Source organism: Arthrobacter sp. SAFR-044 (genome assembly GCF_051965175.1).
In the GTDB taxonomy this organism is placed as follows: domain Bacteria; phylum Actinomycetota; class Actinomycetes; order Actinomycetales; family Micrococcaceae; genus Arthrobacter.
In genome coordinates this window covers 78,145-92,157 of the sequence record NZ_JBQCMK010000016.1, presented here as the reverse complement: position 1 = coordinate 92,157, position 14,013 = coordinate 78,145, and the positions used below count along the sequence as shown (strand labels likewise).

The window sequence follows — 14,013 nt, the reverse complement described above, 5'->3', positions numbered from 1 at the left end:
GACGCCGACCACATCCTCGCCTGGGCCAACGGCGGCACCACAGGGATCAGCAACCTGGGACAGCCCTGCCCGAAACACCACAAACTCCGCCACACCACCGGCTGGAAACCCACCCCCGCCACGAAGAATGAACCACCCGGCTGGACCTCACCCTCCGGCCGCCACTACCCCAGCGAACACCAGGACTGGGAACCACCCCAATGGCCTGCCGGGTTCCTGGAACGCGCACGGAGCCGACCCGAAAAGCTCAGCCTGCAAGGTGAACCGCAGCTGCCCGAAAAGTACAGCCTGCCCGAAAGACGGAGGCTGCCCGAAGAACTGGGCTTCAGCAAAGAACCAGCCCTCCTTGAACAGCGAAGCCTTCTCGAGGAAGCGCTCCACCAGTATCTTGTCTCTTGATACGCCAGAGAGGATGCGCGCATCGGGTGATGCCAGGGAAGATGCGCATCGGGAGGTGCAGGGTACGTTGCCGCGAAATCGCGCCCGCGCAACTTCGCCACGAATCCGCGCAACTTCGCCACGAATATCCGCCCAGTGAAATCGCGTCCGCGCAACTTCATCACGAATCCGCGCAGTGAAAGCGCGCCGCGAAACGCCGCAACGGAGTACCGCCGCTTGTCGAGGGAGCGACGAAAAACCCGGCAAGAAACCCGGCCATACGACGTCGGACTTTCCCCGCCCACGCGCGTCCGGTTAGATTCATCAGCAAGATGACAAATTCACAGAACCCGATCCACGCAACCGCATACTGGACCACCGCCAAGGAGCACGGCGAGCTCAGGGCCGAGGAGGTGCCCGCCCAGGGCCCGGGCGAAGCGCTGGTTCGTGCCCTCTACTCCGGCATCAGCAAGGGCACCGAAATGGTGGTCCACGCTGGGGCTGTGCCGCCACGGGTCGCCCAGGAAATGCGCGCCCCGCACCAGGAAGGCCAATTCCCCGGGCCCGTGAAATTCGGCTACCTGTCCGTCGGAGTCGTGGAGGAAGGACCCGAAGAGTGGAAGGGCCGCCGGGTCTTTTGCCTGAACCCCCACCAAGACCTCTATGTGCTTCCGGTGGCCGCCTTGACCAGGATTCCCGACGACGTCCCCTCCCGGCGTGCGGTCCTCACCGGGACGGTGGAAACAGCAGTCAACGCGCTCTGGGAAGCCGGTCCGCGGCTGGGTGACAGAGTGGCCGTCGTCGGTGCGGGCCTGGTGGGCGGCACGGTGGCCACGCTCCTGCGCACGTTCCCGCTGCAACGCCTGCAACTGGTCGACCTGGATCCGGGCAGGAAGCAGCTCGCGGACACCCTGGGAGTGGACTTCGCACATCCGGACGACGCACAGTCCGACTGCGACATCGTGTTCCACTGCTCGGCCTCGCAGGAAGGCCTGGAACGCAGCCTGCAGCTCGCCGGTGACGAAGGCGACGTTATCGAAATGTCCTGGTATGCCAACCGGGAAGTCACTATCCCGCTGGGGGAGGACTTCCACGCGCGGCGGCTGTCCATCAGGGCCAGCCAGGTAGGCATGGTGGCGCGGGCCAGGCGCCACCGCCGCACCAATGCCGACCGCCTGGACCTCGCCGTGTCGCTGCTCAAGGATCCCGTCTTCGACGCATTCCTGACCGGATCATCCCGCTTCGAGGACCTGCCTGGTGTCGTCCAAAGCCTGGCGGACGGCACTTTGGAAGCCTTGTGCCACGTTGTCGAATACCCCGCCTCCAATCCAGCATCCAGCCCAGCAACCCCCGACTCCGAAAACTTGAGGTAACCCATGTTCAGCCTGACCGTTCGCCGCCACTTCATGATCGCCCACAGTCTTCCGCGCGAAGCCTTCGGGCCCGCCCAGGGACTCCACGGGGCAACCTTCGTCGCCGAGGTGACCTTCCGTCGTCGCGCCCTGAACGACGACGCGATCGTCCTGGATATCGGTGCCGCCGGAACCATCATCGAGGAAGTGCTCGCCGGCCTGAACTACAAGAACCTGGATGAGCACCCGGATTTCGAAGGCAAGCTCAGCACCACGGAAGCACTCGCCGAATACGTCGCCAAGAAGGTCGCCGCCCGGATCAAGGACACCGATGACGGCCGCGAACTCGCAGGCATCGACGTCACCCTTCGCGAGAATCCGGACGCGTGGGCCGCCTACTCCCTGGACATCACCGCCTGACCGTGCGCCACATCCGGCTGCTGGTCCCCGGCAACATCCGCCACAGCTCGGGCGGCAACGTCTACAACGCCCGCCTGGTTGCAGGGTTGCGGGCACTTGGCGCCAAGGTGGACGTCATCAGTGTTGAGGGGGATTGGCCGCAAGCCGGCGCCACGGAACGACGCCGGCTGGGCACCCTCCTCGAAGGAAGAGAACCTGCTGCGGGTCCCGGACGGGCAGTGGTGATCGTTGACGGGCTGGTGGCTGTTGGTGCCCCGGCTGAGCTGGACTCGGCGGCCAGGACGGGACAGGAAATATGGGTCCTGGTGCATATGCCGGTGCCCGAAAGTTCAGGGAAAGCAGCCCTTGCAGATGAGGCCAGGGCGCTGCGGGCCGCAACCGGCGTGATCTGCACCAGCACATGGGCGGCAACGAGGCTGCAGGAACGCGGCCTTCCACAGCCCGGCGTTGCCCTTCCAGGTGTCGAGCCCGCACCGCTGGCCAGGGGTTCACAGCCTCCGCACCTTACATACGTAGCCGCGTTGCTGCCCAACAAGGACCAGGTTTTGGCTGTCGAGGCCTTGGCCCAGGTCCACGACCTCCCATGGACTGCGTCCTTCGTGGGGTCGGACCACGCTGACCCCGACTATGCACGGGAAGTCCGGGCTGCAATCACGGAGAATGGGTTGGAGGACCGGGTGCGGCTCACGGGCGAGCTCGCGGGCGAAGCGCTGGACGCTGAATGGGCACGGACGGATCTCAGCCTCCTGGTGTCCCGGCAAGAGGCCTTTGGCATGGCTGTCACTGAATCGCTGGCCCATGGCATTCCCGTTCTGGTCCGCGAAGGGACGGGGGCGGTGGAGGCGCTGGGGTTGGCCGGATTAAAGACTGCTAGCGGCGGACCGCTGCTTCCCGGGGCAGCGCTGCCACTTCCGGAAGGTGGGCAGGAGAGCCCCGGGCGGCTGGCCGGGGTTCTGCGCCTATGGCTTGAGGACGCGGGAACCAGGGAGAGCTGGCGGGCAACGGCGCTGGAGGCTCGGACGAGGCTTCCGGACTGGAACAGCACGGCCAGGGGAGTGCTGGCCCTGCTGTCGGAACGGGACTGACAGAAGGGCTGGCGGCGGGAGCGGCGGCGCCGGGAGCGGCATCGAACTGGCGGCAGCCACCGAACGGCAGCGCAGGAACTGCACTAAAGGCTGCTCCGGTGCCTCGCGAAAAACTCGCGCAGCAACAAGGCACACTCCTCCTCACGGACCCCCGGGTACACCTCCACCCAGTGGTTCAGCCGGCGTTCCCGCAGGATGTCGAATACGGACCCTGCGGCGCCGGCTTTCTCGTCCCAGGCCCCGAACACCACCCGCGGGATCCGGGCCAGGACAATCGCACCGGCACACATGGCGCAGGGTTCCAAGGTGACCACCAACGTGCAGTCGGACAACCGCCAGCCGTCGCCACGGCCGCCGTCGAGCCGTGCCCGTTCCTGGAGCCGTCCCGCCGCTTCCCGGATGGCCACCACCTCGGCATGGGCCGTGGGGTCACCCAGTTCCTCCCGTTGGTTTCGGCCGGAACCCAGCACGTCGCCGTCGGGCCCAATCACCACGGCGCCGATGGGAACATCCTCCGTGGCGAGTGCCCGCCGGGCCTCCGCCAGGGCAAGGCCCATCCAGGCATCATGTTTCTTTTCGGGCAACGGCATGGGTCAATGATAGTTTCGGGATATTCAGGTTACTTGCCGACGCAGGGAGGCACCATGGACACTCTTCGGGATCGTCTGGGTCTTTGGTTCAAGCCCTACGCCGCGCTGCTCCTCACCATCCTCGTGGGCGGCGTGATCATCGTGTCCCTGGCATTGCTGGGCGCGGAGGTGTACGACGATGTGGTGGATTCTGCGGGCCTGGCCAACCTGGACAAGCCCGCCCTGGCCCTGGCCGAGAGCCTCCGCAGTCCCGGACTTGATGCCTTTGTTACCGGCTTCACCAACATAGGCGGCGGCGTCGGCATGCCCATCCTTGCCAGCATCCTCACTGCCTGGCTGACGTTCCTCAGCCGGAACTGGCGCCCGCTCCTCCTGATCGGCGGTGCGGCGGGAGTTTCCATCATGGCCACCACCTTCGGCAAGAAACTGGTGGGCCGCACCCGCCCGGACCACGCGGACGCGGTGCCCCCTTATGAGGATTCGCCGTCCTTCCCCAGCGGCCACACCCTGAATACCACGGTAGTGATCAGCCTGGTGGTCTACCTGGTCTGCCTCCAGTTCCAGGCCGTGCTGGTGCGCGTCACGGCCATCACGGCGGGCACGATCTTCATAATCGCCATGGGGCTGAGCCGCGTCTTCCTTGGCCACCACTGGCTGACCGACGTCATGGCCGGATGGTTGCTGGGGCTGACCTGGGTGGGCGTGGTGATCCTGGCGCACAGGCTGTTCCACCTGGTCCGCCGGCGGGAGCACGCCGGGGCGGCGCCGTCATTCGACCATCCGATTGTCCGTGATGTGGTTGCCGAGGAAGTGCACCACCACCACGACGGCGGCAAGGAGCACGCCCGAGGCAGCCAAAACAAGGACACGGCCGGATGATAGTTTTGGGGGATGCGTACTCTCGTTGTTGACCACCCCCTGGTCGCCCACAAGCTCACCGTCCTGCGGGACAAGAACACGCCGTCGCCGGTTTTCCGCCAGCTGACGGAAGAGCTGGTGACCCTGCTGGCCTACGAAGCCACGCGGGAGGTCCGCACCGAGCCTGTCACCATCGAGACGCCTGTCAGCACCACCATTGGCACGGCGTTCACCAAGCCCACTCCGCTGGTGGTTCCCATCCTGCGCGCAGGCCTGGGCATGCTGGAAGGCATGACCAAGCTGGTCCCCACCGCGGAGGTAGGCTTCCTGGGCATGGCCCGGGATGAGGAAACGCTGGACATCATTACCTACGCCGAGCGCCTGCCGGAGGACCTGACCGGCCGCCAGGTGTTCGTCCTGGACCCCATGCTGGCCACCGGCGGCACCCTGCGCGAGGCCATCAAGTTCCTGTTCAAGAGGGGCGCGTCGGACGTTACCTGCATCTGCCTGCTGGCCGCGCCTGAGGGCCTGGCCCGGCTGGAGGAGGAGCTGTCCGGGGCCAACGTGCACATCGTCCTGGCCTCCATCGACGAGAAGCTCAACGAGAAGTCCTACATCGTTCCCGGCCTGGGCGACGCGGGAGACCGCCTCTACGGCATCGCAGGGTAGCGTTCCCCCTTTTTTGGACCGGGCCGCGCCGCTAGCCTGTGCGGATGGACTGGAAACTCGAACTTGTGTTTGTCCCCGTGTCCGACGTTGACCGCGCCAAGGACTTCTACGTCAACAAGGTGGGCTTCAACGCCGACTACGACGAGCGGCCGTCGGACGACATCCGCTTTGTGCAGCTGACCCCGCCGGGTTCGGCCTGCTCCATCTGCATCGGCGAGGGTCTTTCGGACGCCCCGCCCGGTACGGGATCGACCCTTCAGATGGTGGTCAGCGATATCAATGCCGCCCACGACTACCTGAAAAACAACGGCGTGGATGTCAGCGACGTTGACGTGCAGGACTGGGGCCACTTCGTGTACTTCGCCGATCCGGACGGCAATAAGTGGGCTGTGCAGTACATCCCGTGGCGGAACGCCGGGCCTGACGCAGCCCAGAGCACCGAGACCCAAACCCCGGCGACTTAACACGCTGCAGCTCAACGCACCGCGGCCCGCATCCGGATGGATGCGGGCCGCGGTTGCTGCCTGGGAGGCTCAGCGGAAGGTGCCCCTTCAGCTCACCGCCGCAGGCGAGCAGTGCCTAGTACCAGTTGTGCGCCAGGTGGAAGTCCAGGGCGCCGCACGGGGAGGCGTAGCTGAGCTTGATGTAGTTCAGGCCCCAGTTGATCTGCGTGCGGTAGTTGGTGAGGTAGTCGGCGCCGGAGCTGGCCATCTTCTCAGCAGGGAGGGACTGGACGATGCCGTACGCACCGCTGCTGGGGTTGGTGGCCGTAGTGGTCCAGTCCGATTCCTTGGTCCACAGCGTCTGCAGGCACTGCATCTGGTCCGGTCCCCAGCCGTACGTGGCCAACTGGCTGGCGGCGTAAGCCTGGGCACCGGCGGGATCGTTGACCGCGACGGCGGGTGCCGGCTCAGGTGCGGGGGCGGGCTCGGGTGCAGGTGCCGGGGCTGGCGCGACCGGCGCGGGGGCGGCAGGTGCCGCTGCGGGAGCCGGTTCGGCCGCCTGCGGTGCTACGGCGATTGCGGCGGGAGCGGGGCTCTCCACAGGGTTGGAGCGGATCTCGCTCTTCTCGATGCTCATTTGGGCGTCGGACGCTGCCGTGCTTGACTCGGTGGATGACACCGGGGTCATGCTGCCGGTGGCCTGCCCGGCCGCGCCTACCCCAACCAGCACCGCGCACGATGCTGCAAGGACGGCGGCGCGCTGGCCCAGGGTGGTTTTCTTTGCCGCTTGCTTGGCCCGGTGTTTAGCGGGCAGGCATGGTTCTGCCGTGTTTTTGGACATGATTGATCGCCTCTCACACCTGCGGAGTTAGCTGTCGGGTTCGGATGAGGGCATCCGGCCGTACGGAAAGATCACGTACGTGCTTAACCCCAAGGGCATTCATTGCCCGGGACGGTGGGTCCCCCGCCTCTGCCGTTGCTCAATCGGAATCCAGGGGAAGCGGCAGAGCTTGGCGTCAACCCGGGATATGCGGCCCGAACGGGGGCCGCACCCAATCGACGGTACAGGAAGATTAAGCCAAAGTCACATTTAGGTAACAGAAGTCACGGCAAGCAGCGCGTCGATTTGCACCGCTTGCCGGGATCGTTCGAGCCTGGAGGCTATCGGTGCATCCTACTTTGCGAGTTGGTAAACGATGGAGTTGCCCACAGTCTGGGCCTGGAAGTTGGCCTGGACCCAGGCTGCCACCTCCGAGTTGCCGCCGCGGGCGCCCATGCCGCCTCCGCCCATGCCGCCGGCCTGGATGTAGTACCCGATCTCGCCCTTGGACACCATGTCCTGGAACTCGGCGAGGGTGGGGTACGGGTCTCCGCCGTTCCAGCCGCCCAGTGCGATGACGTTGGTGTTGGTAGCGAGTTCCAGGCTGGCTGCCTGGCTGGCGCCGCTGACGATCGCGGACCATTTGGTCGTGGTGGATGACAGCAATGCGGTGACCGCGGCGTCGGCGGTTCCTTCACCGGGGCCGCCGCCGGTTCCTCCGGGACCAGCGGCTCCGCCGGCTGCATCCGGTGCGCCATCAATTCGGTTTGCGGGGTCAAACCCATTCGTTCCGGTGGCCGCGTCCGTGCCGTCGGCGCGGCCGCCGCGGAAACCTGCCGCCCGGTTTCCAAAGCCGCCTGCCGCCGGGCCCGCCGGCCCCGACGTCGGAATGGAACCTGAATGTGCGGACGTTGCGGTGGCGAGGGTCCAGGCACCCGCCCCAAGTCCGCCGGCCAGGAGGGATACGACGACGACGGCGGCAGCACCCGCGCGCCGGAACCGTCCGGTGCCAAGCGCGTCAACACGGAGCAGGATGCCGGCGGCGGCAAGGACGCCGAGGACGATGACGGCGACGCGCAGCCAGGGGAGCCAGGACGCGTCGCGGCCCAGGAGGACTGCCGACCAGATGGAGGTGCCCAGGACGGTTGCAGCCAGGACAATCCTGGCTGGCCAGTAGGAGCGGCCGCGCCAGAGTTCCACGGCACCGATGCCAATGAGGGCTGCGATCGCCGGCGCCAGCGCCACAGAGTAGTAGGGGTGCACGATGCCGCTCATGAAGCTGAAGACACCCGCGGTGACAAGGAGCCAGCCGCCCCACAGGATCAGCGACGCACGGCCCATGGCGGTTCTGGCTTCCCGCCGGGTGAACCACAGGCCGGCCACCAGCAGGACGAGGACGGCGGGCAGCAGCCACGACACTTCGCCGCCAAAGCTCGTGCCGAACATCCGCAGCAGCCCTGCCGCCCCGCCGAATCCGCTGTTGCCCCCGCCGAAACCGCCGGGTCCGCCGGCCGCGCCTCCCGCCCCGCCGCCGGGCATGCCTTCGCCTGAGCCGGTGATGCGGGCCAGGCCGTTGTAGCCGAAGGTCAGTTCCAGGAAGCTGTTGGTGGTGGAGCCGGCCATGTAGGGCCGTGCCGAGGCCGGCGTCAGCTGGAAAAGGGCGATGTAGCTGCCGGCCACCATAATGATGCCGCCCAGGGCGCCCATGAGGTGCCCCAGCCGGCGGCTGATCGAGGTGGGGGCAGCCCACAGGTAGGCCAGTCCCAGCGCCGGAACGATCAGGAAGCCTTGCAGCATCTTGGCGAGGAACGCCAGGCCGATCACGGCTCCTGCAGCAACCAGCCACTTCCAGCCCGCCCGTTCAATGGCCCGGGTGGTGAAGTATGCCGCGAGTACCAGGCAGAGGGTGAGCATGGCGTCGGGGTTGTTGAACTTGAACATGAGCGCAGCCACGGGCGTCAGGGCCAGGGCGCCGCCGGCCAGCAGGCCTGCCGCGGGTCCGGAAACCCTCTTGACCGCCAGGTAGAGGAAGCCGACGGCGGCCACGCCCATGAATGCCTCCGGCACCAGCATGCTCAGCGGCGAGAACCCAAAGATCCGGCCGGCCAGCGCGGGAATCCACAGTGCGGCGGGCGGCTTGTCGACGGTGATGGCGTTTCCGGCGTCGAGCGATCCGAAGAGGAATGCGGTCCAGTCCTTGGTGCCTGCCTGGATTGCCGCCGCGTAGAAAGAGTTGCCGTAGCCCGTGGCTGCGAGGTTCCACAGGTACAGGACCGCAGTGGCCACCAGGAGCGCGGCGGCGGAGGGCCGCACCCAGCGCGGTTGGCCGCCGAAAGCGTGGCGTGCCCAGCCCGGACCGGGTTTTGCAGCCCCGGCCCCGAAGGCCGGGCTGCTGGACGTGGAGGGCTGCGGGGCGGCAGCTGAGCCGGCGCCGGCCGCTGAGATGGTGGAGGTCATGATGCTGCCGTTTCTGTGGAAGTGGTGGCGTCTGTGGTCTTTTTGCTGCCGGCTCCCCGGAAGACCCAGAGCCGGAACAGCAGGAACCGCACTGCCGTGGCCGCAAGGTTCGCCGCCACAACGGTGAGGACTTCCGCCCACCGGTCAGGCGTCGTCGTCCGGTGGACCAGGGCGAGCGCCCCGGAGGTGAGCACCAGTCCGATGCCGAACACGATCAGCCCCTCGAAGTGGTGCCGGACGCGGTTGCCGCCCTGGATGCCGAAGGTGAAGCGCCGGTTGGCGCCGGTATTGGCCACGGCCGTGACCAGCAGCGCCAGGAAGTTTGCCAGCTGCGGATCCATGAAGCCGCGGCAGAACAGGAAAATCAGGAGATAGGCAATAGTTGAGGCGGCGCCGATGGCGGCGAACCGGACCAGTTGGCCGAACAGGCTGCCGCGGAGGGTCTGTTCATCAGCCCGGGACGATGCGGGAAGGGGACCCCGTGCCAGGGCCGCTCGGAGTTCCGGAACAGGGACGCGGCCGTAAACCAGGTCGCGGGTGAGCCTTGCCATTCCCCGGACGTCGGCCAGCGCGGTGCGGAATACGTCCACGCTGGAATCGGGATCGTCGATCCAGTCCACGGGAACTTCATGGACGCGCAGGCCGCAGCGTTCGGCCAGGACCAGGAGTTCGGTGTCGAAGAACCAGGAGTTGTCCACGGTATAGGGGAGGATCTGCTGTGCGACGTCGGCACGGATGGCTTTGAATCCACACTGGGCGTCACTGAACCGGGCGGCCAGCAGCGAGTGGAGCATCAGGTTGTAGCTGCGCGAGATGAACTCCCGCTTGGGTCCACGGACAACCCGGGAGTTGCGGGTCAGCCGGGTGCCGATGGCCAGGTCCGAGTGTCCGGAAATCAGGGGAGCCAGCAACGGAGGCAGGGCCGCCAGATCGGTGGAAAGGTCCACGTCCATGTAGGCAAGGACCGGCGACGGTGAAGCGAGCCAAACCTTGCGCAGCGCGTTCCCGCGGCCCTTCTCATCCAGGTGGACCACCGCGACCTCCGGGAATTCACGGGCCAGCCGTTCGGCGATCTTCAGGGTTCCGTCCGTGCTGGCGTTGTCTGCCACCGTGATCCGGAAGCTGTGCGGAAAGGTATCGCCCAGGTGTCCATGGAGCCTGCGGAGGCATTCCTCAAGGTCGCGCTCCTCGTTGAAGACGGGGATGGTGACATCAAGGACTGGGACGGCGGTGCGGGTGTCCACGGGGGCGCGCCGTGCGGTACGTCCCCGGGCAGCGCTGCCCGGCGGTGTCACCGCGGCGTCCTGCAGGGTTCCTGAAGTGGAATCGGTGAGCGTCATGCATCAAGAGTGGCGCTGCCGGATTTGTGGGTTTTAGGCACAACCTGTGACGTGCCTGTGTAAGTCAGGGGGAGGCGGAACCACCGGCCGGAAGCCGTACCGCGAACTCGGTCCGGCCCGGCCGTGAGACCAGTTCCACGGTCCCGCCGTGGGCCATGACGATGGACTCCACTATCGACAGCCCCAGGCCTGAGGAACCCTCGGCGCCGGAGCCTTCTGTTCCCGAACGGGCAGCGTCCGCCCGGGTGAAGCGCGAGAAGATTTTCCCCTGGAACTCCGGCGGGATGCCCGGCCCGTCGTCGGTGACCGTGGCCACTACGCTTCCATCCGCGGAGCGCATCACGCCGGTGGTGACGGTGGTACCGGCCGGCGTGTGCTTCCGGGCGTTGGACAGCAGGTTCGCCAACACCTGGTGGAGCTGCGTGTTGTCCCCGCGGACCACGACGGGTTCGTCGGGCAACTGCAGCTGCCAGGTGTGGTCCGGGGCCATGACCTTCTCGTCACTGACGGTTTCCACCACCAGCTGGGTCAGGTCCACGTCCGTGGTTTCGCTGGCCTTGCCTTCATCCAGCCTTGCCAGCAGCAGCAGGTCCTCCACCAGCGCCGTCATGCGTTCCGATTGGCTTTGAACCCGGCCCAGCGACTTCTGGCCGTCCTCCGTCAGGGGTTCGGTCATGCGCATCAGCTCCGTGTACCCGCGGATAGCTGTCAAGGGCGTTCGAAGTTCGTGGGAGGCATCCGCAACAAACTGGCGCACCTTCATCTCGCTGCGCTGGCGGGCTTCCAGCGCACTGGAGACGTTGTCCAGCATCAGGTTCAGGGCGTGGCCCACGCTGCCCACCTCGGTGGTGGGATGGGCCGCAGAGGGTGGCACGCGCACGGCGAGCGCCACCTCGCCTGCGTCCAGGGGCAGTTTGGAAACTCTGGTGGCGACATCGGAGAGCTGTTCCAGTGGCCGCATGGTCCGGCGGATCAGCGCAGTTCCGGCAAGCCCGATGAGGACCAGGCCGCCCAGCGATACCAGCACCATGGTCAGGACCAGAGAAGCCTCGGTGCTTTGTTTCGTTGCAAGGGGCAGGCCGGTGATCACCACATCGCCGTAGGGGGTTTCGGTGGCCATCAGCCGGTAGTCGCCGTTGGACAGCTCGCGGTTCACCGGCACGCCGTTGTGGGGCAGTGCCTGAAGGGTAGCCACGTCACGGGAGGTCAGCGCCGTGCGGGTGGCATCAGAGGAGAGGAAACCCGCTTCCCGGCTGATCTGTCCGTTCACCACCCTGGCGTTGAGCGTGCCCACGCTCTGCCCGCGCGCATCCAGGGGATCGGGACGCCCGGAGGGGTTGCCTTCCGGCGGCCGGCCGCGGGATGCCAGCATCAGTTGTGCATCCAGCTGGTTGGTGAGGACTACGTCCATGGAGGCGTAGCTGACCACCCCGATGGCGCCTGAGATGGCCACCAGGAGGGCCATGGACAGCAGGATCAGGCGGGTCCGGAGGTGCCAGGTGGAGGGATTGAACCAGGACCGGCCGGTGGGCCGGGGGACACCGGAAAGCGAAGACATGCGTTTCCTTGGCTAGTCTGCGGGTTTGATGACATAGCCCGCCCCGCGCACCGTGTGGATCATCGGCGGATGGTTGGCTTCGATCTTCTTGCGCAGGTAGGAGATGTACAGTTCCACGATGTTCGCCTGGCCGCCAAAGTCGTAATCCCATACGTGGTCAAGGATTTGGGCTTTGCTGACCACGCGCTTGGGGTTTTCCATCAGGTAGCGGAGAAGTTCGAACTGTGTGGCCGTCAGCTGGACGTCGTCCCCGGCACGGGTGACTTCCCGGGTGTCCACGTTGAGGACCAAATCGCCCACCACCAGCTCGGCGGTGTCCATGGCGGCCACCCCGGAACGCTGCACCAGGCGGTGCAGGCGGAGCAGGACTTCCTCCATGCTGAAGGGCTTGGTGACGTAGTCGTCCCCGCCGGCGGCCAGCCCCACGATGCGGTCCTGGACGTCGTCCTTGGCCGTCAGGAAGAGCGCGGGCACCTCCGGCGCGAAGGCGCGGATCCTGCCCAGCAGCTCCACGCCGTCGAACCCGGGCAGCATGACATCGAGTACCAGGACATCCGGGTGGAAGTCCTTGGCGAGCTTGACGGCAGTGGGTCCGTCCCCGGCCACGGCGACGGACCAGCCGGCCATGCGCAGGCCCATGCTCATCAGCTCCGACAGGCTGGGCTCGTCATCCACCACCAAGGCGCGGATCGGGGAACCGTCCGGGTGGGTGAGCTGGGGAAGGTTGTTGGTCATGGGGTGCGGGGATGCCATGGGACAACTCTCCGATCTGTCGGTTTGCCGATGCTTTGCTGTTGCTGTGTTCCGGCTGTGAGCTCCAGCCTAGCCACCTGTGGGTGGGGCGAGGTGATGCCTTCCGGGTGCGGGCCGCAGGCCCCAGGTCACAGGCAGGCCCAGGTCACAGGAAGGCTTGCCTCGCCGCACAGCCCCCGCACAGCAAAGCGGCAGAGCCTGTTGGGACAACAGCACCAACACCAATAGCTACAACTTCTTGGAGAAAGCCATGGATCAGCAAGACAGCGCCTACCCGGGCGCCCCCGCCCGCAGCGATCAGGGGCGCCCCGCCGGGCAAGGCTGGGAGCAGAAGGGCGGGCCGGCACCAATCTGGGAAGGCGCAGCGGACGGCGCCGGCCGGTTGGACGCCGCTCAGGATGCGGCCCCGCGGGGACAGACACCGCAGGACCACGCAGTGCAGGAGCAGCCTGCGCAGGGATGGGGCGCACCTGTTCCCGGTTCGCCTTCCCCAGGATGGGGTACGACGGCGGGACACACTGATGCGCCAAACGCCGGCACGGGATGGGGCGCACCCCAGCAGTCCGCACCGGGCACTTCGACCCGGGCAGGCAAAGGGAACTGGATCGGGAAGAAAGGCCTCCTGGTGGGCGGCGCTGCGGTGGTAGTGGCCGCGGCAGCCGGCGCCGGTGCGTACGCTGCCGGGACCGGGAGTGGAACGGCTTCAGCGAACAATGGCCAAGGCACCGGCAGCACGGGCCAGTTCGGCCCGGGAGGGCAGGCCGGCATGACCGGCCCGGACGGACAAGATGGCCTGGGGGGTATGGCAGGTGGCATCGACGGCGGCATGGGGATGGATGGCGGCCCCGGTGGACTGGGCATGGGTGCCGCCGGCCTCAACGCGGCAGTCCACTCCGAATATGTGGTCCTCCAGGACTCCAGCTACGTCACCATGGCGGGCCAGACGGGCACCGTGACGGAGATATCGGGCACGTCCATGACTGTAAAGAGTGAAGACGGCTTTTCCCGCACTTATACGGTCGGCTCCGACGTGCAGGTGACCCAGGGGATGCGGCAGCGGGGCGGAAGTTCCACCGGCAGCACGCTGGGCCTGTCCAACGTAACCTCCGGCGCCAGCGTCCGCGTGACGGCCCTCAAGGATTCAGACACCTACACAGCGCAGGCCATCCAGCTGGCTGCATCCGGTACCGCCACCACCCCCAACCCGGGTACCAGCACTAACTGACATGCCGGCCTCAACCTGGGGCGAACCGTCCTGCCTCCGCCGCTCCGGAATTTTTAGGGGAAAAT

Annotated in this window: 14 protein-coding genes and 1 riboswitch; of the genes, 8 read left to right on the top strand and 6 right to left on the bottom strand. The window is 66.8% G+C overall.

Annotated elements, in window-relative coordinates:
- The 4 genes from ACTHQS_RS19305 to ACTHQS_RS19290 all read left to right on the top strand — a co-directional run.
- A partial coding sequence (locus ACTHQS_RS19305; RefSeq protein ID WP_440172083.1) for an HNH endonuclease signature motif containing protein occupies window positions 1-399 on the top strand: 399 nt, incomplete at its 5' end.
- 311 nt (window positions 400-710) lie between these two features.
- Complete coding sequence (locus ACTHQS_RS19300; RefSeq protein ID WP_440172081.1) at window positions 711-1,751, top strand: zinc-dependent alcohol dehydrogenase; 1,041 nt, start codon at window positions 711-713, stop codon at window positions 1,749-1,751.
- A 3-nt stretch (window positions 1,752-1,754) separates the two neighbouring features.
- Complete coding sequence (locus tag ACTHQS_RS19295) at window positions 1,755-2,150, top strand: 6-pyruvoyl trahydropterin synthase family protein (protein WP_440172079.1); 396 nt, start codon at window positions 1,755-1,757, stop codon at window positions 2,148-2,150.
- Window positions 2,117-3,235 carry a glycosyltransferase family 4 protein gene (locus ACTHQS_RS19290; protein WP_440172077.1) on the top strand — a complete coding sequence of 373 codons (1,119 nt, stop codon included), beginning with the start codon at window positions 2,117-2,119 and terminating at the stop codon, window positions 3,233-3,235. The genes ACTHQS_RS19295 and ACTHQS_RS19290 overlap by 34 nt, the downstream gene beginning before the upstream one ends.
- Before the next feature lie 83 nt (window positions 3,236-3,318).
- Here ACTHQS_RS19290 and ACTHQS_RS19285 read toward each other — a convergent pair whose 3' ends face one another.
- Window positions 3,319-3,825: a nucleoside deaminase gene (locus tag ACTHQS_RS19285; RefSeq protein ID WP_440172075.1), complete on the bottom strand. Its 507-nt coding sequence runs from the start codon at window positions 3,823-3,825 to the stop codon at window positions 3,319-3,321.
- A 54-nt stretch (window positions 3,826-3,879) separates the two neighbouring features.
- Between ACTHQS_RS19285 and ACTHQS_RS19280 the strand changes: the two genes are divergently transcribed.
- From ACTHQS_RS19280 to ACTHQS_RS19270, 3 genes are read left to right on the top strand one after another with little or no spacing between them, the layout of a single operon-like run.
- A complete protein-coding gene (locus tag ACTHQS_RS19280; protein WP_440172073.1) occupies window positions 3,880-4,704 on the top strand; it encodes a phosphatase PAP2 family protein in 825 nt (274 codons plus the stop codon).
- 12 nt (window positions 4,705-4,716) lie between these two features.
- Entirely contained in the window at window positions 4,717-5,352 is a 636-nt protein-coding gene (upp, locus tag ACTHQS_RS19275; protein ID WP_043451999.1) for a uracil phosphoribosyltransferase, read from the top strand.
- Between the two features lie 44 nt (window positions 5,353-5,396).
- Entirely contained in the window at window positions 5,397-5,816 is a 420-nt protein-coding gene (locus tag ACTHQS_RS19270; protein ID WP_440172070.1) for a glyoxalase superfamily protein, read from the top strand.
- A 115-nt stretch (window positions 5,817-5,931) separates the two neighbouring features.
- Here the strand turns inward: ACTHQS_RS19270 and ACTHQS_RS19265 are convergent, their stop codons facing one another.
- From ACTHQS_RS19265 to ACTHQS_RS19245, 5 genes are all read right to left on the bottom strand, one after another.
- A complete protein-coding gene (locus tag ACTHQS_RS19265) occupies window positions 5,932-6,636 on the bottom strand; it encodes a hypothetical protein (protein ID WP_440172068.1) in 705 nt (234 codons plus the stop codon).
- Window positions 6,637-6,641: 5 nt separating this feature from the next.
- A riboswitch (cyclic di-AMP (ydaO/yuaA leader) is annotated at window positions 6,642-6,802 on the bottom strand.
- Between the two features lie 167 nt (window positions 6,803-6,969).
- On the bottom strand, window positions 6,970-9,072 hold the full coding sequence (locus tag ACTHQS_RS19260; protein WP_440172067.1) for a glycosyltransferase family 39 protein: 2,103 nt from the start codon (window positions 9,070-9,072) through the stop codon (window positions 6,970-6,972).
- Window positions 9,069-10,412, bottom strand: a complete 1,344-nt coding sequence (locus tag ACTHQS_RS19255) for a glycosyltransferase (RefSeq protein ID WP_440172066.1) — start codon at window positions 10,410-10,412, stop codon at window positions 9,069-9,071. Before ACTHQS_RS19255 ends, ACTHQS_RS19260 begins: the two co-directional genes overlap by 4 nt.
- Window positions 10,413-10,476: 64 nt before the next feature.
- A complete protein-coding gene (locus ACTHQS_RS19250) occupies window positions 10,477-11,970 on the bottom strand; it encodes a HAMP domain-containing sensor histidine kinase (RefSeq protein ID WP_440172064.1) in 1,494 nt (497 codons plus the stop codon).
- 12 nt (window positions 11,971-11,982) lie between these two features.
- Window positions 11,983-12,723 (bottom strand): response regulator transcription factor, encoded by a 741-nt coding sequence (locus ACTHQS_RS19245; protein ID WP_440172062.1) that lies wholly within the window; start codon window positions 12,721-12,723, stop codon window positions 11,983-11,985.
- A 250-nt stretch (window positions 12,724-12,973) separates the two neighbouring features.
- On the opposite strand from ACTHQS_RS19245, the gene ACTHQS_RS19240 reads away from it, so the two are divergent.
- On the top strand, window positions 12,974-13,948 hold the full coding sequence (locus ACTHQS_RS19240) for a hypothetical protein (RefSeq protein WP_440172060.1): 975 nt from the start codon (window positions 12,974-12,976) through the stop codon (window positions 13,946-13,948).
- Window positions 13,949-14,013: the final 65 nt, after the last annotated feature.